Source organism: Thauera sp. WB-2, assembly GCF_027594845.1.
Lineage (GTDB): Bacteria > Pseudomonadota > Gammaproteobacteria > Burkholderiales > Rhodocyclaceae > Thauera > Thauera mechernichensis.
Window position 1 is genome coordinate 769970 of sequence record NZ_CP088935.1, and the last position, 17397, is coordinate 787366.

At 68.0% G+C, this 17397-nt stretch carries 18 protein-coding genes; 3 read left to right on the top strand and 15 right to left on the bottom strand.

Features of this window, described 5'->3' with window-relative positions:
* Positions 1-3: 3 nt before the first annotated feature.
* From LQF09_RS03440 to LQF09_RS03460, 5 genes are read right to left on the bottom strand one after another with little or no spacing between them, the layout of a single operon-like run.
* The gene (locus tag LQF09_RS03440; protein ID WP_270069220.1) at positions 4-2109 is read right to left on the bottom strand and encodes a methyl-accepting chemotaxis protein; all 2106 of its coding nucleotides are present in this window, start codon (positions 2107-2109) and stop codon (positions 4-6) included.
* Between the two features lie 54 nt (positions 2110-2163).
* The gene (locus LQF09_RS03445) at positions 2164-2670 is read right to left on the bottom strand and encodes a chemotaxis protein CheW (protein WP_002930409.1); all 507 of its coding nucleotides are present in this window, start codon (positions 2668-2670) and stop codon (positions 2164-2166) included.
* A gap of 8 nt (positions 2671-2678) precedes the next feature.
* Positions 2679-3044 carry a response regulator gene (locus tag LQF09_RS03450; RefSeq protein ID WP_002930411.1) on the bottom strand — a complete coding sequence of 122 codons (366 nt, stop codon included), beginning with the start codon at positions 3042-3044 and terminating at the stop codon, positions 2679-2681.
* Positions 3045-3068: 24 nt separating this feature from the next.
* Positions 3069-3458, bottom strand: coding sequence for a response regulator (locus tag LQF09_RS03455; protein WP_002930412.1), 390 nt, complete (start codon positions 3456-3458; stop codon positions 3069-3071).
* 52 nt (positions 3459-3510) lie between these two features.
* Positions 3511-3663 carry a rubredoxin gene (locus LQF09_RS03460; protein ID WP_002930413.1) on the bottom strand — a complete coding sequence of 51 codons (153 nt, stop codon included), beginning with the start codon at positions 3661-3663 and terminating at the stop codon, positions 3511-3513.
* 136 nt (positions 3664-3799) lie between these two features.
* Between LQF09_RS03460 and thiD the strand changes: the two genes are divergently transcribed.
* The 3 genes from thiD to hemL all read left to right on the top strand — a co-directional run bounded on the left by thiD (position 3800) and on the right by hemL (position 6686).
* Positions 3800-4663 (top strand): bifunctional hydroxymethylpyrimidine kinase/phosphomethylpyrimidine kinase, encoded by an 864-nt coding sequence (thiD, locus tag LQF09_RS03465; RefSeq protein WP_443081770.1) that lies wholly within the window; start codon positions 3800-3802, stop codon positions 4661-4663.
* Positions 4656-5297 (top strand): thiamine phosphate synthase, encoded by a 642-nt coding sequence (gene thiE, locus LQF09_RS03470; protein ID WP_002930415.1) that lies wholly within the window; start codon positions 4656-4658, stop codon positions 5295-5297. The genes thiD and thiE overlap by 8 nt, the downstream gene beginning before the upstream one ends.
* Before the next feature lie 105 nt (positions 5298-5402).
* Positions 5403-6686, top strand: coding sequence for a glutamate-1-semialdehyde 2,1-aminomutase (gene hemL, locus LQF09_RS03475; protein ID WP_002930416.1), 1284 nt, complete (start codon positions 5403-5405; stop codon positions 6684-6686).
* 842 nt (positions 6687-7528) lie between these two features.
* On the opposite strand, the gene mgtE is transcribed toward hemL, so the two are convergent.
* From mgtE to LQF09_RS03525, 10 genes are all read right to left on the bottom strand, one after another.
* Positions 7529-8971: a magnesium transporter gene (gene mgtE / locus LQF09_RS03480; protein WP_002933083.1), complete on the bottom strand. Its 1443-nt coding sequence runs from the start codon at positions 8969-8971 to the stop codon at positions 7529-7531.
* Positions 8972-9093: 122 nt separating this feature from the next.
* Positions 9094-9786: a monofunctional biosynthetic peptidoglycan transglycosylase gene (mtgA, locus tag LQF09_RS03485; protein ID WP_157384669.1), complete on the bottom strand. Its 693-nt coding sequence runs from the start codon at positions 9784-9786 to the stop codon at positions 9094-9096.
* A gap of 21 nt (positions 9787-9807) precedes the next feature.
* On the bottom strand, positions 9808-10641 hold the full coding sequence (gene aroE, locus LQF09_RS03490) for a shikimate dehydrogenase (protein WP_002939966.1): 834 nt from the start codon (positions 10639-10641) through the stop codon (positions 9808-9810).
* Positions 10642-10651: 10 nt separating this feature from the next.
* Positions 10652-11590, bottom strand: coding sequence for an energy transducer TonB (locus LQF09_RS03495; protein ID WP_002939961.1), 939 nt, complete (start codon positions 11588-11590; stop codon positions 10652-10654).
* A gap of 21 nt (positions 11591-11611) precedes the next feature.
* Positions 11612-13519: a ribonuclease catalytic domain-containing protein gene (locus tag LQF09_RS03500; protein WP_270069221.1), complete on the bottom strand. Its 1908-nt coding sequence runs from the start codon at positions 13517-13519 to the stop codon at positions 11612-11614.
* Between the two features lie 143 nt (positions 13520-13662).
* Positions 13663-14538, bottom strand: coding sequence for an EamA family transporter RarD (rarD, locus tag LQF09_RS03505; RefSeq protein WP_270069846.1), 876 nt, complete (start codon positions 14536-14538; stop codon positions 13663-13665).
* A 155-nt stretch (positions 14539-14693) separates the two neighbouring features.
* Entirely contained in the window at positions 14694-15587 is an 894-nt protein-coding gene (locus LQF09_RS03510) for a class I SAM-dependent methyltransferase (protein WP_270069222.1), read from the bottom strand.
* A 16-nt stretch (positions 15588-15603) separates the two neighbouring features.
* Positions 15604-16176, bottom strand: a complete 573-nt coding sequence (locus LQF09_RS03515) for a YqiA/YcfP family alpha/beta fold hydrolase (RefSeq protein ID WP_198291791.1) — start codon at positions 16174-16176, stop codon at positions 15604-15606.
* 14 nt (positions 16177-16190) lie between these two features.
* Positions 16191-17015 (bottom strand): undecaprenyl-diphosphate phosphatase, encoded by an 825-nt coding sequence (locus LQF09_RS03520; RefSeq protein ID WP_002933072.1) that lies wholly within the window; start codon positions 17013-17015, stop codon positions 16191-16193.
* A gap of 124 nt (positions 17016-17139) precedes the next feature.
* Entirely contained in the window at positions 17140-17394 is a 255-nt protein-coding gene (locus tag LQF09_RS03525) for a YkgJ family cysteine cluster protein (protein WP_002933067.1), read from the bottom strand.
* Positions 17395-17397 lie beyond the last annotated feature (3 nt).

Below are 17397 nucleotides of genomic sequence, written 5' to 3' on the forward strand. Positions count from 1 at the left end.
AGGTCAGACCTTGAAGCCCGAAACCGAGCCCTTGAGTTCGACTGCGAGCTCGGCGAGCTGGCCGATCGACACCGCCGTCTGCTTGGTGCCAAGCGTGGTCTGTTCGGTGATGCCGAGGATGTCCTTCATGCTTGCCGCGACGCGTCCCGCCGAGGTGGCCTGTTGCTCGGTGTCGATCGAGATCTGTTCGATCAGGCGTGCGGTTTCCTGCGTGAACTGGCCGATCTCGGCAAGCGCCTGGCCGGCGGCGTCGGACAGCTGGGCGCCTTCGACCACATTGCGGGTGGCGTTCTCCATCGCGCTGACGGCATCCTGGGTGTCGGTCTGGATGGTCTTCACGATCGCGGCGATCTGCTTGGTCGCCTCGGCCGAGCGTTCGGCGAGCCGCTGCACTTCCTCGGCAACGACGGTGAAGCCGCGCCCCGCTTCGCCTGCCGAGGCGGCCTGGATGGCGGCATTGAGCGCCAGCACGTTGGTCTGTTCGGTGATGTCCGAGATCAGCTCGACGATTTCGCCGATCTCCTGCGAGGACTCGCCGAGGCGCTTGATCCGCTTCGCGGTCTCCTGGATCTGGCCGCGGATGTCGTTCATGCCACGGATGGTGTTTTCCACCGCGTCTGCGCCCTTGCGGGCCGCTTGCAGCGAGCTGCGTGCGACCTGTGCGGACTGCAGTGCGCGTGCCGACGCTTCGGACATCGACTGCGCCATGTGTTCGACGCTGTTGCCGGCCTCCTCGATCTCCTGGGACTGGCGATCGGTTGCGGCCAGCAACTCGGTCGAGGTGCGCTGGGCGGTTTCGGTGGCGGAGGTGACGCGGGAGGCGGCATCGTTGATGCGGCCGACGAGGACGGAGAGCTCCTCGATGGTGTAGTTGACCGAGTCGGCGATGGCGCCGGTGATGTCCTCGGTGACCGTCGCGCGCACGGTGAGGTCGCCGTCGGCGAGGTCGCCCATTTCGTTCATCAGCCGCAGGATGGCCTGCTGGGTGTGGTTGCGCTCGTTCTCTGCATCCTGGCGCTGGCGCTCGGCTTCCTGGCGACGTTGCGCGACATCCGCGCGGTAGGTGCGGGCCATCAACAGCAGCACGACAAGGGCGAGCAGCGTGCAGAGCGCCGCACCCGCATTGAGCGGGCCAATGGCGCTCGAGGTGCCGATGAGCGTGGTGCCGAGCGCAGCGGCCGAAGCACCCAGGGTGCGCGCGTCCGACTGGATGCGCTGTGCCGCGGTGCGACTGGCGGCGAGGGGCTCGAAGGGCTCGGCGAGAGCGGTAGCCGCTTCGCGCACGCTGCCGATGCCGTTCTCGAGTTCGGAGAACAGGCCTGCGTAGTTGCCGTTGGCGTTCGTGCGGCGGAGGCGCTCGAACTGATTGAGCAGGGCTTCCGCATCTTGCGTCAGGCGGGCACCGAGATCCGGTGGCAGGGTGTCGGCGAGCTGCAGCGTCGTCGCGGCATTGGCAATCCCCTGGGAGAGTGTGGCCAGGCGGTGGGCGGCCACGATCTCCCCGGTGCTTGCCTCACCCAGCACGAGCAGGCCGGCGACACGTTCTGCAAGCGCCTGCAGCGTCGGCGCTCGCTCGACGATCACCGCTGCGGCAGCCTTCGCCTCGACCAATACCGGGCCTTGTCCGGTGAGCTGGCCGGCGTCGCTTGCGATCTGCTGCCAGGATTGTTCGAGCTGCTGAAGATGGGGGCGTGCATGTTCAGGCAGAGCCGCCATCGTGCCACCGTCGACTGCGCCGCCCTGGCCAAGGGCGCCGAGCAGGGTGCCGAAGCGGCTGCGCGCATCGCCCAACGCGCTCAGCGCCGCAGCGTCGCCGCGCGCAGCCGGTGGGGCCGCGTTGGCGAGTTGCTGAGAGAGGAGCTGCAGTTCGCCTGCCGCGCGCACCTGCAAGGTCGCGGTGGCCGATTCACGGGCCTGGAACACGAGCAGGCCTGCACTGGCTGCGCCGAGGAGGACAAAGAGGGCACCCAGGCTGCGCAGGCGGGTACCAATGGCGCTCTCGTCCTTGCGCGCTGCCGGGGCGCCGGCTTTGCCGGCGCCGGTGTCGATGATGGTGCTGCCGTCGGTGTTGTCGCTGGAGGGCTTGCTGCCGAACAGTGTCATGGCCATGTCGGATGCTCGATCGTCATTGTGTGGGTTCGGTTCGCGTGCATGCGTGCGGTATCAGTGCAGGCCCGCGTCGAGAAAGTCGGGATGGGCAAGCAGGCGCGCCACGTCCAGTTGGTGCCAGATCCGACCCTGCAGGTCGCGCAGTCGGCGCGCAACCCAGGGGCGCCCGTCAGCGTTCGGGTCGGTTTCGAAGTCCTCGTGGCTGCGCAGGCCGGACGACGCCGAGACGAGCAGGGCGCAGTGAATGCCCAGGCGGGCGCCGACCAGCAGCAAGCGCGCCCGGCCCGCTGCCACGATGGGGGGTTGGCCGCAGAACTGCGCCAGGTCGACCACGCTGTAGAGCGTGCCGCGTACGTTGGCCAGCCCTCGGTACCAGAGGCGGGTGAGCGGGACTTCGGCCAGTGCAGGTGGGGGAAGGATCTCGCCTGCCTCGGCAAGCTCGATCACCCAGTTCTCGTTGCCGCACTGGAAACCGAGCAGGCCGCGCCGTTCTGCCGTCTTCGACTCGGCGAGCCGGCGGGCGAGGTGCTCCTGAAATTCACGCAGGCTGCCGCGGGCCATGTCCGGTCTCAGCCAAGGGCCCGGATGCGGGCAAGCAGTTCTTCGTGGTCGACGGGCTTCACCAAGTAGGCAAAAGCGCCCTGGCGCATCCCCCAGATCTTGTCGGTTTCCTGGCCCTTGCTTGTGCACATGATGATCGGGATCTCGCGCGTCGTTTCGCTGCGGCTGATCGTGCGCGTGGCCTGGTAGCCGTTCATGCCGGGCATCACGACGTCCATCAGGATCAGATCGGGCAACTCGGTCTTGCTACGGGTGACGGCCTCTTCGCCGCCCTCGGCGGTGATCACCTGGTAGCCGTTACGGGTGAGAAGCTCCTGTAGCGACAGGCGCTCGGTGGGCGAATCGTCCACCACCATAATCTTGCGGATCGGCATCGTCGGGTCCTGCGGGTTGAATGCTCAGCGCGCGCCGCCGCGCGCCGCGTGGTTTGCGACTGCCTTGAGCAGGCTGTCCTTGGTGAATGGCTTGGTCAGGTACTCGTCGGAGCCGACCATGCGTCCGCGAGCACGGTCGAACAGACCGTCCTTGGAGGACAGCATGATCACCGGCGTCGATGCCAGGCGGGCGTTCTTCTTGATCAGGGCGCAGGTCTGGTAGCCGTCCAGCCTGGGCATCATGATGTCTACGAAGATCACGTCCGGGCGGTGGTCGGTGATCTTCGCCAGGGCGTCGAAGCCGTCCTCGGCGAGCAGTACCTCGCATCCGGCCTGGCCGAGAAAGATCTCGGCACTGCGGCGGATGGTGTTGCTGTCATCGATGATCATGACCTTCAGGCCGGCAATATCCATGCTGCTTTCCTGCCAAAACGTCCAAAGGGGCGGGAGTGCGACAGTCCGCCGCTCAGATCTCCACCATCTCGAAATCTTCCTTGCGTGCCTGGCATTCCGGACAGGTCCAGTTCGGCGGGACGTCCTCCCAGCGCGTTCCCGGCGCAATGCCCTCCTCGGGGAGGCCGGCGGCCTCGTCGTAGATGAAGCCGCAGATGAGGCACATGTAGGTCTTGTAATCGCGATCGGCCATGATTACTCCTGACTCGAGGCGCTGTGCCCCGAGCCCAGCGGTTAGAATTCGCCGCATATTACCGCATTCACCGTCGCGCCCGAGTGGCGCAGTTCTTCAGTCAGCGTTCATGCCCATAGCCATTCCTGAGACCCCGCCCTGTGTGATGTGCCTGTCTGCGGCCGATGCGACCGCCGGCGGAGGCCTTGCTGCCGAAGTTCTGACCCTGGCCAGCATGGGGTGCCATCCGCTGCCAGTGCAGACCGCTGCGCTGGTGCGGGATACACGCGGCATCCACGAGGTGTGGCCGGTCGAGCCCGAACTGATCGTCATGCAGGCGCGCACCGTGCTGGAGGACGTACCGGTCGCTGCGTTCAAGCTCGGTTTCTGCGGTAGCGTCGAGAATGTCGCCTTGATCGCCGAAATCCTGTCCGACTATCCCGAGGTGCCGCTGGTGGTGGAGCCCGCCCTGCAGGCGGCAGTCGCCATCGGCGATGACGGTGACGAGATCGTTGCCGCCCTGTCGGACCTGATCCTGCCGCAGACCACCTTGCTGGTGGCGGGCTACCATGAGTTGTGCCTGCTTGCGGGCATGACCGAGGCCGATGAGGACGACGCGGACGAAGATGCAGTGGTGCCCGATCCCGCCAGTGACGAAGTGCTCGCCCGCCTGTTTGGCTGCGGCACCGAGTTCGTCTTGCTCACTGGCGCCCGGGGGCATGGGCCGCAAGTGGTCAATACCTTGTTCGGTCAGGACGGCGTTGTGCGCACGGATGCATGGTCATACCTGCAGGGCAGCTTCCTGGGGGCGGGAACAACCCTCGCGGCTGCGGCAGCGGCGGCGCTTGCCCATGGCATGGCGCTTCCCGAGGCGGTGCGCGAGGCGCAGGAGTTCACCCACCACACACTGCGCCATGCCTACCGCGCTGGCATGGGCCAGCCACTGCCAGACCGCTTCTTCTGGGCGCGCGGCAAGGATGGTGGCGATGACTGAGCTGTCGACCGAATCTGCTGCCACGACGCTACGTGGCCTGTATGCCGTTACCCCCGACACGCCGGACACGGCGCGCCTGCTCGAACTCACCGAGCAAGTGCTCGCGGGCGCCCCGGTGCTGCTGCAGTACCGCAGCAAGGTCGCCGATGCACGACTGCGCCGTATTCAGGCACGTGCGCTGCAGGCGCTCTGCCGTCGCGCCGGCGTGCCCTTCATCATCAATGACGACCTTGCGCTGGCGCTCGAACTCGACGCCGACGGCGCCCACCTCGGCCGTGACGACGGTCTGCCGGCTGCGGCGCGCGAAGCCCTTGGCCGTGATCGCATCCTCGGTCTGACTTGCTATGCTGATTGGGCGCGCGCCGCTGAGGGTGCCGAGGTGGGGGCCAGCTACATTGCCTTCGGTGCGATGTTTCCCTCGCAGACCAAGCCGAATGCACCGCCGGCGCCGTTCGCACTGATAAGCCGCGCGCGGCGCGAGCTGGGCCTGCCGGTTGCGGCGATCGGCGGCATCACGCTCGAGAATGCGGCGCAGGTGGTGGACGCAGGCGCGCACCTGCTGGCGGTGGTGAACGACGTTTTCGGCGCTGCTGACCCTGCGGCGCGTGCGCGCGCATACCGCCTCCTGTTCTAGCGCGTCGGTCTGCGGGCGCGACGGTTCTTGATGTTGACGGTGGACCGGCGCCGCATGCGGGCGCCACAATGTCGCCTTTCGCAAGCAGTTCAGGACGAATGCACCATGACCAGTCGTAACGAAACCCTCTTCCAGCGCGCCCAGCAGACCATTCCGGGCGGTGTCAATTCGCCGGTGCGTGCCTTCCGCTCGGTCGGCGGCACGCCGCGCTTCCTGGCGCGCGCCGAGGGCGCCCGGGTTTGGGACGCCGATGGCAAGGCCTATATCGACTACGTCGGCTCCTGGGGGCCGGCCATCGCCGGCCACGCCCATCCCGCCATTGTCGAGGCGGTGCGCGAGGCCGCGCTCAAGGGCTTGTCCTTCGGCGCGCCGACCGAGAGTGAGGTCGAGATGGCAGAGCTGATCTGCGAACTTCTGCCCGCGGTCGAGATGGTGCGCCTGGTCAGTTCCGGCACCGAAGCGACGATGAGCGCGATCCGCCTGGCGCGGGGCTTTACCGGTCGCGATGCCATCGTCAAGTTCGAAGGCTGCTACCACGGTCATGCCGACAGCCTGCTGGTGAAGGCTGGCTCCGGCCTGCTCACCTTCGGCAACCCGTCGTCCGGTGGCGTACCGGCCGATTTCGCCAAGCACACCATCGTGCTCGACTACAACGACCTGCAGCAGGTCGAGGACGTGTTCAAGGCGCGCGGCGGTGAAATCGCCGCCATCATCGTCGAGCCGGTGGCCGGCAACATGAACCTGATCAAGCCGCAGCCGGGCTTCCTCGAAGGCCTGCGCCGGATCTGCACCGAGTACGGCGCGGTACTGATCTTCGACGAGGTCATGACGGGCTTTCGTGTCGGCCCGCAGGGCGTGGCCGGGCTCTACGGCATCACGCCCGACCTGACGACGCTTGGCAAGGTGATCGGCGGCGGCATGCCGGTTGGGGCTTTCGGCGGCCGCCGCGACATCATGGAAAAGATCGCCCCGCTGGGCAGCGTTTATCAGGCCGGTACGCTGTCGGGCAGCCCGGTGGCAGTGGCGGCAGGCATGGTGTCACTGAAGCTGACGCGCGAGCCCGGCTTCTACGAGGGCTTGGCTGCGAGCACTCAACGCCTGGTCTGTGGTCTCGCCGCTGCAGCCAAGGATGCCGGTGTCACCTTCAGTGCGGATTCGGTCGGCGGCATGTTCGGCGTCTATTTCGCCGATAAGGTCCCGGCGTCGTTCTCCGATGTGATGGCTTCGGACAAGGAGCGCTTCAACCGCTTCTTCCATGCCATGCTGGAGGCAGGCCACTATTTCGCGCCCTCGGCCTTCGAGGCGGGCTTCGTATCGGCAGCGCATGGCGCTGCCGAGATCGACGCCACGGTGGCGGCCGCGCGCGAGGTGTTCGCCGGCCTGGCTTGAGGCCGCCGCGGTAACCAGGCCGCGACCCTGTCCAGCCCCTCGCTGCGCGCGACGAAGCTCCGGTAGGAGCGGCGCCAGCCGCGAGGGGTTGAAGGCAACGTGGCGGATCGGAAGCGCCCCAAAAGGCTCGCGGCTCGCGCCGCTCCTACCGCGAGCAACGGCGCGTGGGGTCGTCGTAGGAGCGGCGCCAGCCGCGAGGGGTTGAAGGCGACGTGGCGGATCGGAAACGCCCTAAAAAGCTCGCGGCTCGCGCCGCTCCTACAGCGAGCAACGGCGCGTGGGGTCGTCGTAGGAGCGGCGCCAGCCGCGAGGGGTTGAAGGCGACGTGGCGGCTCGGATGCGCCCCAAAAGGCTCGCGGCTCGCGCCGCTCCTACAGCGAGCAACGGCGCGTGGGGTCGTCGTAGGAGCGGCGCCAGCCGCGAGGGGTTGAAGGCGGCGTGGCGGATCGGAAGCGCCACAAAAGGCTCGCGGCTTGCGCCGCTCCTACAGCGAACAGCGGCGCGTGGGGTCGTCGTAGGAGCGGCGCCAGCCGCGAGGGGTTGAAGGCGACGTGGCGGATCGGAAGCGCCCCAAAAGGCTCGCGGCTCGCGCCGCTCCTACAGCGAGCAACGGCGCGTGGGGTCGTCGTAGGAGCGGCGCCAGCCGCGAGGGGTTGAAGGCGACGTGGCGGATCGGAAACGCCCCAAAAGGCTCGCGCCGCTCCTACAGCGAGCAGCGGCGCGTGGGGTCGTCGTAGGAGCGGCGCCAGCCGCGAGGGGTTGAAGGCGGCGTGGCGGATCGGAAGCGCCCCAGAAGGCTCGCGGCTCGCGCCGCTCCTACGGCAGGGCGCAAGCCGCCGCGCTCAAAGCAGGAATATCGTCGCCAGCCCGAGGAAAATGAAGAAGCCGCCCGAGTCGGTCAGCGCGGTGATCATTACCGAGCTGCCCAGCGCCGGGTCGGCGCCGAGGCGGATGCGGATCATCGGGATCAGCACGCCGGCGCTGGCAGCGAGCAAGAGGTTCAGGGTCATCGCCGCGGTCATTACCATGCCAAGCTCGACGTTGCCATACAGCCACCACGCCAGTACGCCGAGCAGGCTACCCCATACCAGACCGTTGAACAGCGCGACGCCGAGTTCCTTCTTGAGCAGGCGGTTCATCGCTGACTGCTCGACCTGGCCCATCGCGATCGCACGCACGATCATGGTGATCGTCTGGTTGCCCGAGTTGCCGCCGATGCCGGCGACAATGGGCATCAGCGCAGCGAGCGCCACCAGCTTCTCGATCGAGCCTTCGAAGGCGCCGATCACGCGCGAGGCGATGAAGGCGGTGACCAGGTTGATCGCCAGCCAGGCCCAGCGGTTCTTCACCGAGCTCCACACCGAGGCGAAGATGTCTTCTTCCTCTCGCAGACCGGCGTGGCTGAGGATTTCGGCCTCGGACTCCTCGCGGATGTAATCGACCACGTCGGCCACCGTCAGGCGGCCGATCACGCGTTTCTCGCCGTCGACGACTGGTGCCGAGACGAGGTCGTAGCGCTCGAATGCCTGCGCGGCCTCATCGGCCTCGTCTTCGGGCGTGAAGCTGATCACCGTTTCCGAGCGCATCACATCGGCGACCTCGAGTTCGGGGTCGTTGATGAGCAGGGACTCGAGCGTCAGGATGCCCTTGAGGTGATCCTCGCGATCGACCACGAAGAGTTTGTCGGTATGGTCGGGCAACTCGTCGAAGCGGCGCAGGTAGCGCAGCACGACTTCGAGACTGACGTCCTCGCGTACCGTCACCATGTCGAAGTCCATCAGCGCGCCGACCGAGTCCTCAGGGTAGGACATGGCCGCGCGCAGCTGCTCGCGGCCCTCGGTGTCTAGCGATTGGAAGACGTCCTGGATGACCTCGGGCGGCAGGTCGGGGGCAAGGTCGGCAAGCTCATCGGCGTCGAGCGATTCGGCGGCGGCCTTGAGCTCTTCCGGCGCCATGGTCTCGATCAGGGACTCGCGAACTGCGTCCGAAACCTCGAGCAGGATTTCGCCGTCGCGCTCGGCCTTGACCAGGTCCCACACGTATAGGCGTTCTTCGCGCGGCAGGGCCTCGAGGATGTAGGCGATGTCGGCCGGGTGCAGGCTGTCGAGCTTGGTGCGCAGCCCGGCTTCGTGCTGTTTGTGGACCAGGTTCTCGACCAGCTCATGGCGCGGCATGTCCTGGCGGTGCACGAGCCCTTCCACCACTTTCTGGCGTGCGAGCAGGTCCTGCACCTCGCGCAGGTGGTGCTGGACGTCGTCGGGGTGGAGTTCTTCGGGCTCGGTCATCGCACGGCCTTGTGGGAGGGAGGCTGGGGGCGGGCGGGGCGGAAAAGCGGAATTCTACGGGCTTGGGCGGGCGCAGGCGACCCTGAACATGTCACGGCAGGTGAATTTTTCGTTGCGCCGCATCACGGCACCTGAGAATGCACCATGCGTCGTTGCACGCGGCTGGCGTGGGTGGCCAGGCGGGGGCCGAAACTGCGTTCGTAGCGGCGAGGGTTGGGCAGCATGACGGCCAGCCTTGCCGCCTCTGCCGGCCCCAGGCTGGCAGCCGGGCGGCCGTAGTAGTGGCGTGCTGCCGCTTCCGCCCCGAACACGCCGTTGCCCCATTCGGCGACATTGAGGTAGACCTCGAGAATGCGACGCTTGTCCCAGGTCGCCTCGATCATCACCGTGATCACCGCCTCCTGGCCTTTGCGCAGCCAGCTGCGCGAGGGCGACAGGAAGAGGTTCTTGGCGAGCTGCTGACTGATCGTCGAGCCGCCGGCGGCCAGCCGGCCGCGTTCGGCATTGCGCTCGAGCGCGCGCTGGATGCCCTCCCAGTCGAAGCCGCGGTGGTCCAGGAAACGGTCGTCCTCGGCTGCGACCACCGCGCGCTTGAGGTGGATGGAGATGCGCTCGTAGGGCACCCACTCGTGACGCAGGCGGGCGTTGGGGTCCGTCTTCTGCAACTCGGCCAGGCGCATGCGCATGAAGCGCGTGCTGTCGGGATCGAAGCGGCTCCACCATACGATCTGGGTGAAGATCACCGCCTGCCAGAACAGCAGCAGGAGCACTGCGATGGCCAGGCCGCGGCCCAGCCAACCCAGTGCGCGCCGCATGCCGGCTGCGCTCATGGGCACTCAGCCAGCATCGAGCTGGCGGCGTAGTTCGGCCAGCACTGCCGCGGTGTCGGGGCGCACCCCCCGCCACAGCGTGAAGCTCTCGGCGGCCTGCTCGACCAGCATGCCCAGACCGTCGGCCACGCGCGCCGCGCCCTGCGTGCGCGCCGCGGCCATGAAGGGGGTGTCGCCACGGCCGTACATCATGTCGTAGGCGACTGCCCCGGGGGCGTACAGGCCGGATGGCAGGGGTGGCAGCGCGCCGGACAGGCTGGCCGAGGTGGCATTGATGACGACGTCGAAGCGATGACCGGCAAGGGCGTCGAAGCTGCTGGCCGCGAGCGCGGCGCGTCCGGCGTGGGGGGTGAAGAGGGCGACCAGTTCGTCGGCCTTGGCCGGGCTGCGGTTGGCGACGACGAGCGTGGCGGGCCGGCAGTCGAGCAGCGGCAGCAGGGCGCCGCGGGTGGCGCCACCGGCACCCAGCACCAGGACGCGGCGTCCGCCGAGCGTGCAGCCGAGGTTGACGATGAGATCGCGCACCAGGCCGGCGCCATCGGTGTTGTCGCCGAGGATGCCGTCGTCCCCGAACGCGAGTGTGTTGACCGCGCCGGCCAGTTCGGCGCGCGGCGTGTGCCGTGTGGACAGGGCGAAGGCTTCGAGCTTGAAGGGGACGGTGACGTTCATGCCGCGTCCGCCTTCGGCGCGGAAGTCCTCGACTGCGCGCACGAAGCCGTCCAGCGGTGCGAGCAGGGCCTCGTAGCTCAGTGTCTGGCCGGTCTGGCGGGCAAAGGCGGCGTGGATCTGCGGCGACTTGCTGTGGGCGATCGGGTTGCCGATGACGGCGTAGCGGTCCATGGGCGGGGTCTCAGTTGGCGCGCACCTGGTCGCGGTTGGTGAAGGTCCAGGTGCGGGTGATCTCGATCACGTCGTAGTCCTTGCGGATGTCAGGCGGGAAGGGCGCGTAGGGCGCGGCCATCTCGACGATGCGAACCGCCGCGTCGTCGAGCAGCTTGTGGCCCGAGCTGCGATGCACGCCGACCTTGTCCACCGAGCCGTCGGCGCGGATGGTGACGGACAGCAACAGGCTGCCATAGAGCTTGCCGCGCGCCGCTTCCGGATAGTTCAGGGTGCCGATGCGCTCGACCTTCTGGCGCCAGTCCTCGACGTACTGGGCAAAGCGGTATTCCTGTGCACGCGCGCCGATGAACTTCTTGCGCGGGCGTTTCGCGAGCTCCTGCAGGTCGCGGTCGATCTGCGCCTCGAGCCGGGCCACGGCAGCAGCGCTGTCGAGCAGGTCGAGCCCGCTCAGGCGCGGTTCGGGCTCGGGGGTTGGTGCCGGCTGCTCGACCTTCTTCGGAGCCGCGGCGACCTTGGCTGGCGCCTTGTCGCGCGTGATCACCGGTTTCTGCTCCTGCACCGGCGCGGGCGCCAGGCGCTTGGCCTCGACCAGGGCGTCGCCGTCCTGGCGGTTCGGTTGTGGTGGCAGCGGCGTGCTCGGGCGTGCGTCCTGCTCGGTGTTGCCACCACCATCAACGTTGGCCTGGGCGAACACCTCGGCCTTCTCCGGCGCCTGGGCGTGGCGGGTGTTGACCAGCACGACCTCCAGTCCCTTGTCGCGCGTCGGCTTGCTCTCGGGCAGGCGGAACTGAACGAGCAGCAGCAGGCCGTGCAGCAGCAGCGAGAGGGCGAATGCCGCCAGCAGCAGCGGCCCGCCGAGGCGGCGCAGCCTGCCTCTCACGCCCTGCGTGCCGCGCTGTGCCGGCGTTGCGGAGGGTTCGGAGGGGGGCATGCCGGGCGGTGCCATGGCGGTTCGATGACGGCCGGCTCAGGCGAAGCCGAAGCCGGCCTCGCTGAAGTCTCGTGCCTCCGGCTCGGCCAGGATCGCCACGAAGCGGGCCTCGACCTCGACGTCGAGGAGGTCGGTGTGCTCGACGTGAAGCCTTACCCGGCTGCCGGGGAGTTGCAGCGGCATCGAGGGGACGCGGAACACCAGCGGTACCTCGGTCAGCCGCACCACGTTCTCGCGCAGCACGGTGGCCTCGACCTCGCCGCGGCCGTGCTGGCGCAGCCAGCGCAGGCACCAGTAGCGCTCCATGCCACGCTGGAACTCGGCGTATTCGGCATAGGTGAGCTCGAAGTCGCGCAGTGCCGCCATCAGGTCGGCGGACTTGGGTGCAAAGGCCGGCGGGGTGCCCTGCAGCACCGAGATGATCTGCCACTGGTTGACCAGATCGACGTAGCGACGCAGCGGCGAGCTCGACCACGCGTAGCAATCCACGCCCAGGCCTTCGTGCGGCGCGGCGACCGTGGTCATGCGCACCTTGCCGCCGCCCTGGGCGCGGTACAGGCCGGGAATGCCAGAGGCGTCGAGCAGCTTGCCCCAGGTCATGTTGGCGTAGATCATCAGCTCGGCCACCAGCTTGTCCATCGGCGAGCCGCGCAGCCGACGGCTGATGCTGACATGGCCGGGGCCGTCGGCGGTATCGATGTTCCAGTCCACGCTGAAGCCGAAGTCGATGCGGTCCTCGTTGCCGCCTGCCTTGCCGCGCCCGGCCTCGAGCACGGTGGCGAGATCCCACAGCAGGGACAGTTCCTGCTTCCAGGGGAAGTCGGCCAGGCCAGTGTGCACGGTCTCGTCGTTGAACACCGGCTCGATGTCGTGATGCCGCAGGTTGGCGACGATCGGCACCATCTCGACCCGGCTGTGCTCGGCGACGATGGCCAGGCCTGGTGTCACGTCCAGGTACAGCGACACCGCCGGGCAGTCACGGCCTTCGGCCAGCGTGAAGCCCTGCACCACCTCGTCGGGCAGCATGGTGATCTTGTTGCCCGGCATGTACACCGTGGACAGCCGTCGGCGGGCGATCGCGTCCAGGCCCGAGCCACGGGCGAAGCCGAGCGCCGGGGCTGCGATATGGATGCCGATGCGCCAGCCGCCTTCGGGTCGCGGTGTCACCGAGAAGGCATCGTCGATTTCGGTGGTGGAGGCGTCGTCGATCGAGAACGCGGCGACTTCCGCGCGCGGCAGGTCGGCCGGCGTCACCGGTGGCTCGAAGGCGGGGAAGTCCGGGCCCTCGGGGAAGTTCTGGAACAGGAAGCGGTTGTAGTGGAAGTCGTAGCTCGATGCGAGCGCGCCACACTTGAGCAGCAGGCGTGCGGCTGACAGCCCGCTGTCGACGCAGGCGGCCTCGAGCGCCTTGATCTCGGGGCGGTTGCGGTCGGGGCGGTAGAGCGCCTGCGGCAGCAGGGCGGCGAGCTCGGCGGGCAGGCGGCCAGCGACCAGCTCGGTGCGCATGTGCTCGATCGCAGCGGCTTGCTGGCGCTTCTTCTCCAGGCCCGCGAGCGCGGCCTGAAGGATGTCGGCAGGGGCCTTGCGGAAGCGTCCTTTGCCCTTGCGATGGAACCAGATCGGCGCCGAATGCAGGCGCAGCAGGATGGCGGCGGACTCGACCGCGGTCGGCGTGTGACCCTGGTACTCGGCAGCGAAGTCGGCATAGGCGAATTCCTCGTCGCCGCACACTTCCCACAGGAACTCGATGTCGAGCTCGTCGGCCGCGGCCTCGGCGCGCGCGAGCAGGTCGGAGGGGCCGGGGTCGCGGAACTCGAGCAGCACATTGGCACGCTTGAGCTTCACCCGTTTGCCGTGGGTGTTCTCGACCTGCAGGGTGGCATCGTTATCAGCGAGGATCGTGCCGGCCTTGAAGGCCCCGTCCTCTTCATACAGCACGAACATCGGCATCCGCCTGAAGAAAGCAAGCGCGCTAGTTTACTGGATTCGGGCGGTCAGCCCCATTTCCGGATGCGTTGCCGCTCGTATCGCGCTTGCGCACCGCTGCTCCGGGCTTGCGGGGCGCCTTCCACGCGGTGCCGCGCTGCCTATCCAGTGTTCCCTGCTCTGCGCGCGCTGCGAATGAGGTCGGCCGAGTACACCGCGAGTGCAAGCCAGATCAGGGCAAAGCCGACGAGCTGGGTAGTGTCCAGGGGTTCGCGGAAGATCACGACCGCGACCAGGAAGTTGAGGCTGGGCGCGAGGTACTGCAGGAAACCCACGGTGGCGAGCGGCAGTCGCCGCGCACCGACTGCGAACAGCGTCAGTGGTACTGCTGTGAGAATGCCCGAGAGCGGTAGCAGCCAGTCGACGGTCGTGCCGGCACCGAAGGTGAGTGCGTTCTGTGCGCCCAGCCAGACCAGCCACGCCAGCGCCAGCGGTGCGACCAGCAGGGTCTCGATGAACAGGCCGCTTGCGGCCTCCACTGGGGCGCGCTTGCGCAACAGGCCGTAGAGGCCGAAGGTGCCGGCGAGGAAAATGGCGATCCATGGCGGGCTGCCCAGCTGCCAAACCCGCCAGCCCACGCCGGCACAGGCGATCGCCACTGCTGCCGCTTGCAGCGGGCGCAGGCGCTCGCCAAGGAAGATCGCGCCCAAGGCCACGCTGACGAGTGGGTTGATGAAGTAGCCCAGGCTGGCCTCGAGCAAGCGACCGGCGTCGATCGCCCAGATGAAGACCAGCCAGTTACTGCTGGTCAGGAGTGCGGTGAGGGTGAGCAGCGCGAGCAGGCGGGGTTGCGCGAGGACCGCGCGCACGCGAGCGAATCCGCCGGTCGAAGGGATTAGCGCGAGCAGGCCGGCGAGGAACAGGGCTGACCACAACACACGATGGGCGACGATCTCGAACGGCGGCACGCTGCCGATGGCGCGGAAGTAGAGCGGCGCCAGCCCCCAGATGCAGAAGGCGGTCAGCGCGGCCAGCATGCCGTTGCGCGCGTGGGTATGGGGGGAAGGCGTGGGCACGAGCGAAGCTATGGCGTGGAGTGGGCTGGGTGACGGGGCGTGAGGTGGACAGGGGGCCCTTGCTGCGCATTCGTGCCGTGCAGGTGCTGAGCCGCAGGCGACACGGGGCTACAGGGTCATTGACGCGTAGCGGTGGCAATCAGGGTGTGAGCTTGCAGCAGGTAACCGCCGCGGTCGTCACTGCAGCGATGATCGGCCAGCTCGTCGGCGACTGCCGCTTGTAGCGCCTCCTGCGTTGCCTGGGGCAGCCGGCCGAGGGCTTCGGCCGCGCCACCCGCGAGGTCGAGGAAGGCCTGCCAGTAGGCCTCGGCGCTGTCGAAGTGACAGCTGAACGTACATGTGCGGATGTCGACGTTAATGAAACCGGCCGCGCTCAGCGTCTGTGCCAGGACTTCCGGTTTGCCGTAGCGGAACACCGAGGGGCGGGCGACCTTGGGCGGCGGCAGCAGGCGGGCGATGGTGTCCTGCGCGCGGTGTATCAGTGGCACGGTTTCTCGCGTGCCCCACACCGACAGCGCGATCTGCCCTCCGGGCACGAGCACGCGGTGCATCTCGGCGAGCGCGCGTTCGGGCTGCGGGAAGATGAACAGTGCGAGGCCGGCGAGCACGCGGTCCACGCTGGCATCGGCCAGGCACAGGTGCTCGGCGTCGGTGGCCGCGAAGCAGGGCGCCTTGGCATGCTCGCCACAGCGGCGCGCGCCCTCGGCGAGCATGCCTTCGGCGATATCGGTGGCGAGCACGGTGCCGGCGGGGGCAACGCGCAGCGCGGCGTCGCGTGCGAGCAGGCCGGGGCCGCTGGCGAGGTCGAGCACGCGCTGTCCCGGCGCAAGCGCGGCGGCGTCGAGCAGGGCTGCGGCGAGGTCGGCGCGCAAGTGCGCCCCTTCGGCATAGCGTGCGGCGATGCGATTGAAACCGGCGCGCTCCATGGCCTTGAAGCGGCGCGGGTCGAAGCCGGGTGCGGCGCCTTGGGCTGCGTCCGGTGTGCTGGGGGTGGTGTCGTAGGTGCTCATCGGTGGCAGCCGGGCGTCAGGGGCAGGTGAAGTCTATCACCGCGTCGAGGTAGTCGCTCCAGCGCGAAAAGCCGTGGTCGCCGCCCTCGAGCACAGTCTGCCGGGCGCCGGTGTAGCGCTGTACTGCGTGGCGGTAGTCGAGCACCTCGTCGCCGGTTTCAACCAGCAGCCAGTAGCGTTCCGGGCGGGTGATCGTTGCCACTTCCAGGGCGCGCAGCTCGTCGATGTGGGTGCGGGTGAACTCGAAGCGCGCGCCGGTGTACATGTTGTCCTGCGTGCCGATGTATGCCTCGAGCGAGAGCGGCGCGACGACCGCCGGATTGACCAGCACCGCGCGCAGGTTGTGGCGTTCGGCGAGCCAGGTGGCGTAGTAGCCGCCGAGCGAACTGCCGACCACCGCCGGCTCCAGGCCGGCGGCGCGGGCGCGGGCGATCGCGTCCTCGGCGAGCGCGATCGCGGCGCGCGGCGATACGGGCAGTTGCTCGCACCAGAACTGCTCGGCAAGCCCGCGCTCGGTCATGCGCGCCTTGAGCGCCTGGGCCTTGATCGAGGCCGGGGCGGAGCGGAAACCATGCAGGTAGACGATCATCGTGTGTTCCTCGATCAGGGCTCGGACCATTCGACCCAGCCGAAGTACCACGTTGCCAGCACGAAGATGCCAAAGGCGATGCGGTACCAGGCGAAGACGATGAAGGTGTGGTTGGAGATGAACTTGATGAAGCTCTTCACCGCCCACATGGCTGCGATGAAGGAGGCGACGAAGCCGACCGCGAACACGGGCAGGTCTTCGATCCGCAGCAGCGCCCAGTTCTTGTACAGATCGTAGGCGGTGGCGGCGAACATGGTCGGGATCGCCAGGAAGAAGGAAAACTCCGCTGCCGTCTTGCGCGACAGGCCGAAGATCAGTCCGCCCATGATGGTGGCGCCCGAGCGCGAGGTGCCGGGAATCATCGCCAGCGCCTGCGCGAAGCCGACCTTGAGCGCGTCGGGCCAGCGCATCTCGTCGACGTCGTTGATGCGCGGGTGATAGGCGCGCTTTTCCACATACAGGATGATCAGCCCGCCCACCACCAGTGCGGTCGCCACCGTGATCGGGTTGAACAGCAGGCCCTTGATCGTGGAGTGGAACATCAGGCCGAGGATGGCCGCGGGCAGGAAGCCGATGAACAGCATCCACACGAAACGCTGTGCGCTTGGTTGCGTGGGCAGGCCGACGGCGACCTTGATCAGGCGCTCGCGGTAGTCCCAGCACACGGCGAGGATGGCGGCGAGCTGGATGACGATCTTGAATACCTTGCTGGTGTCATCGTTGTAGCCGAGGAGGTCGCCTACGATGATCAGGTGGCCGGTGGAGGACACGGGCAGGAATTCGGTCAGGCCCTCTACGATTCCGAGGATGAGGGCGACGAGAAGGAGAGAGAGGTCCATGCGGCTTGGGTGTGGGGAAAGGGGGCGGCGGGATTATAGCCCCCGGGATGTTGCACTGCGGCGGCAATGCCGAATGCGTGACACGGTCGCCTTCGGCGGTTGTCCGCCGAACCGTTGGGAGCGCTCAGGCGGCGGTGAGTGCTTCGAGCCTGTCCAGGTAGCGCAGCGCGTGCGCCTGCTCGCTGCCGCACATTTCGATGGAGGGCTGCAGGCTGGTGCACACCGCGGGCCGGCGCGGGTCGCCGAAGAGCTGGCAGCGGTTTGAGGCGTCGAGCTGGATGCAGCGCACGCCAGCCGGTTTGCCCTGCGCCATGCCTGGGATGGCCGAGGAGATCGAGGGGGCGATGCAACAGGCAGCGCAGCCCGAGCGACAGTCCATTGC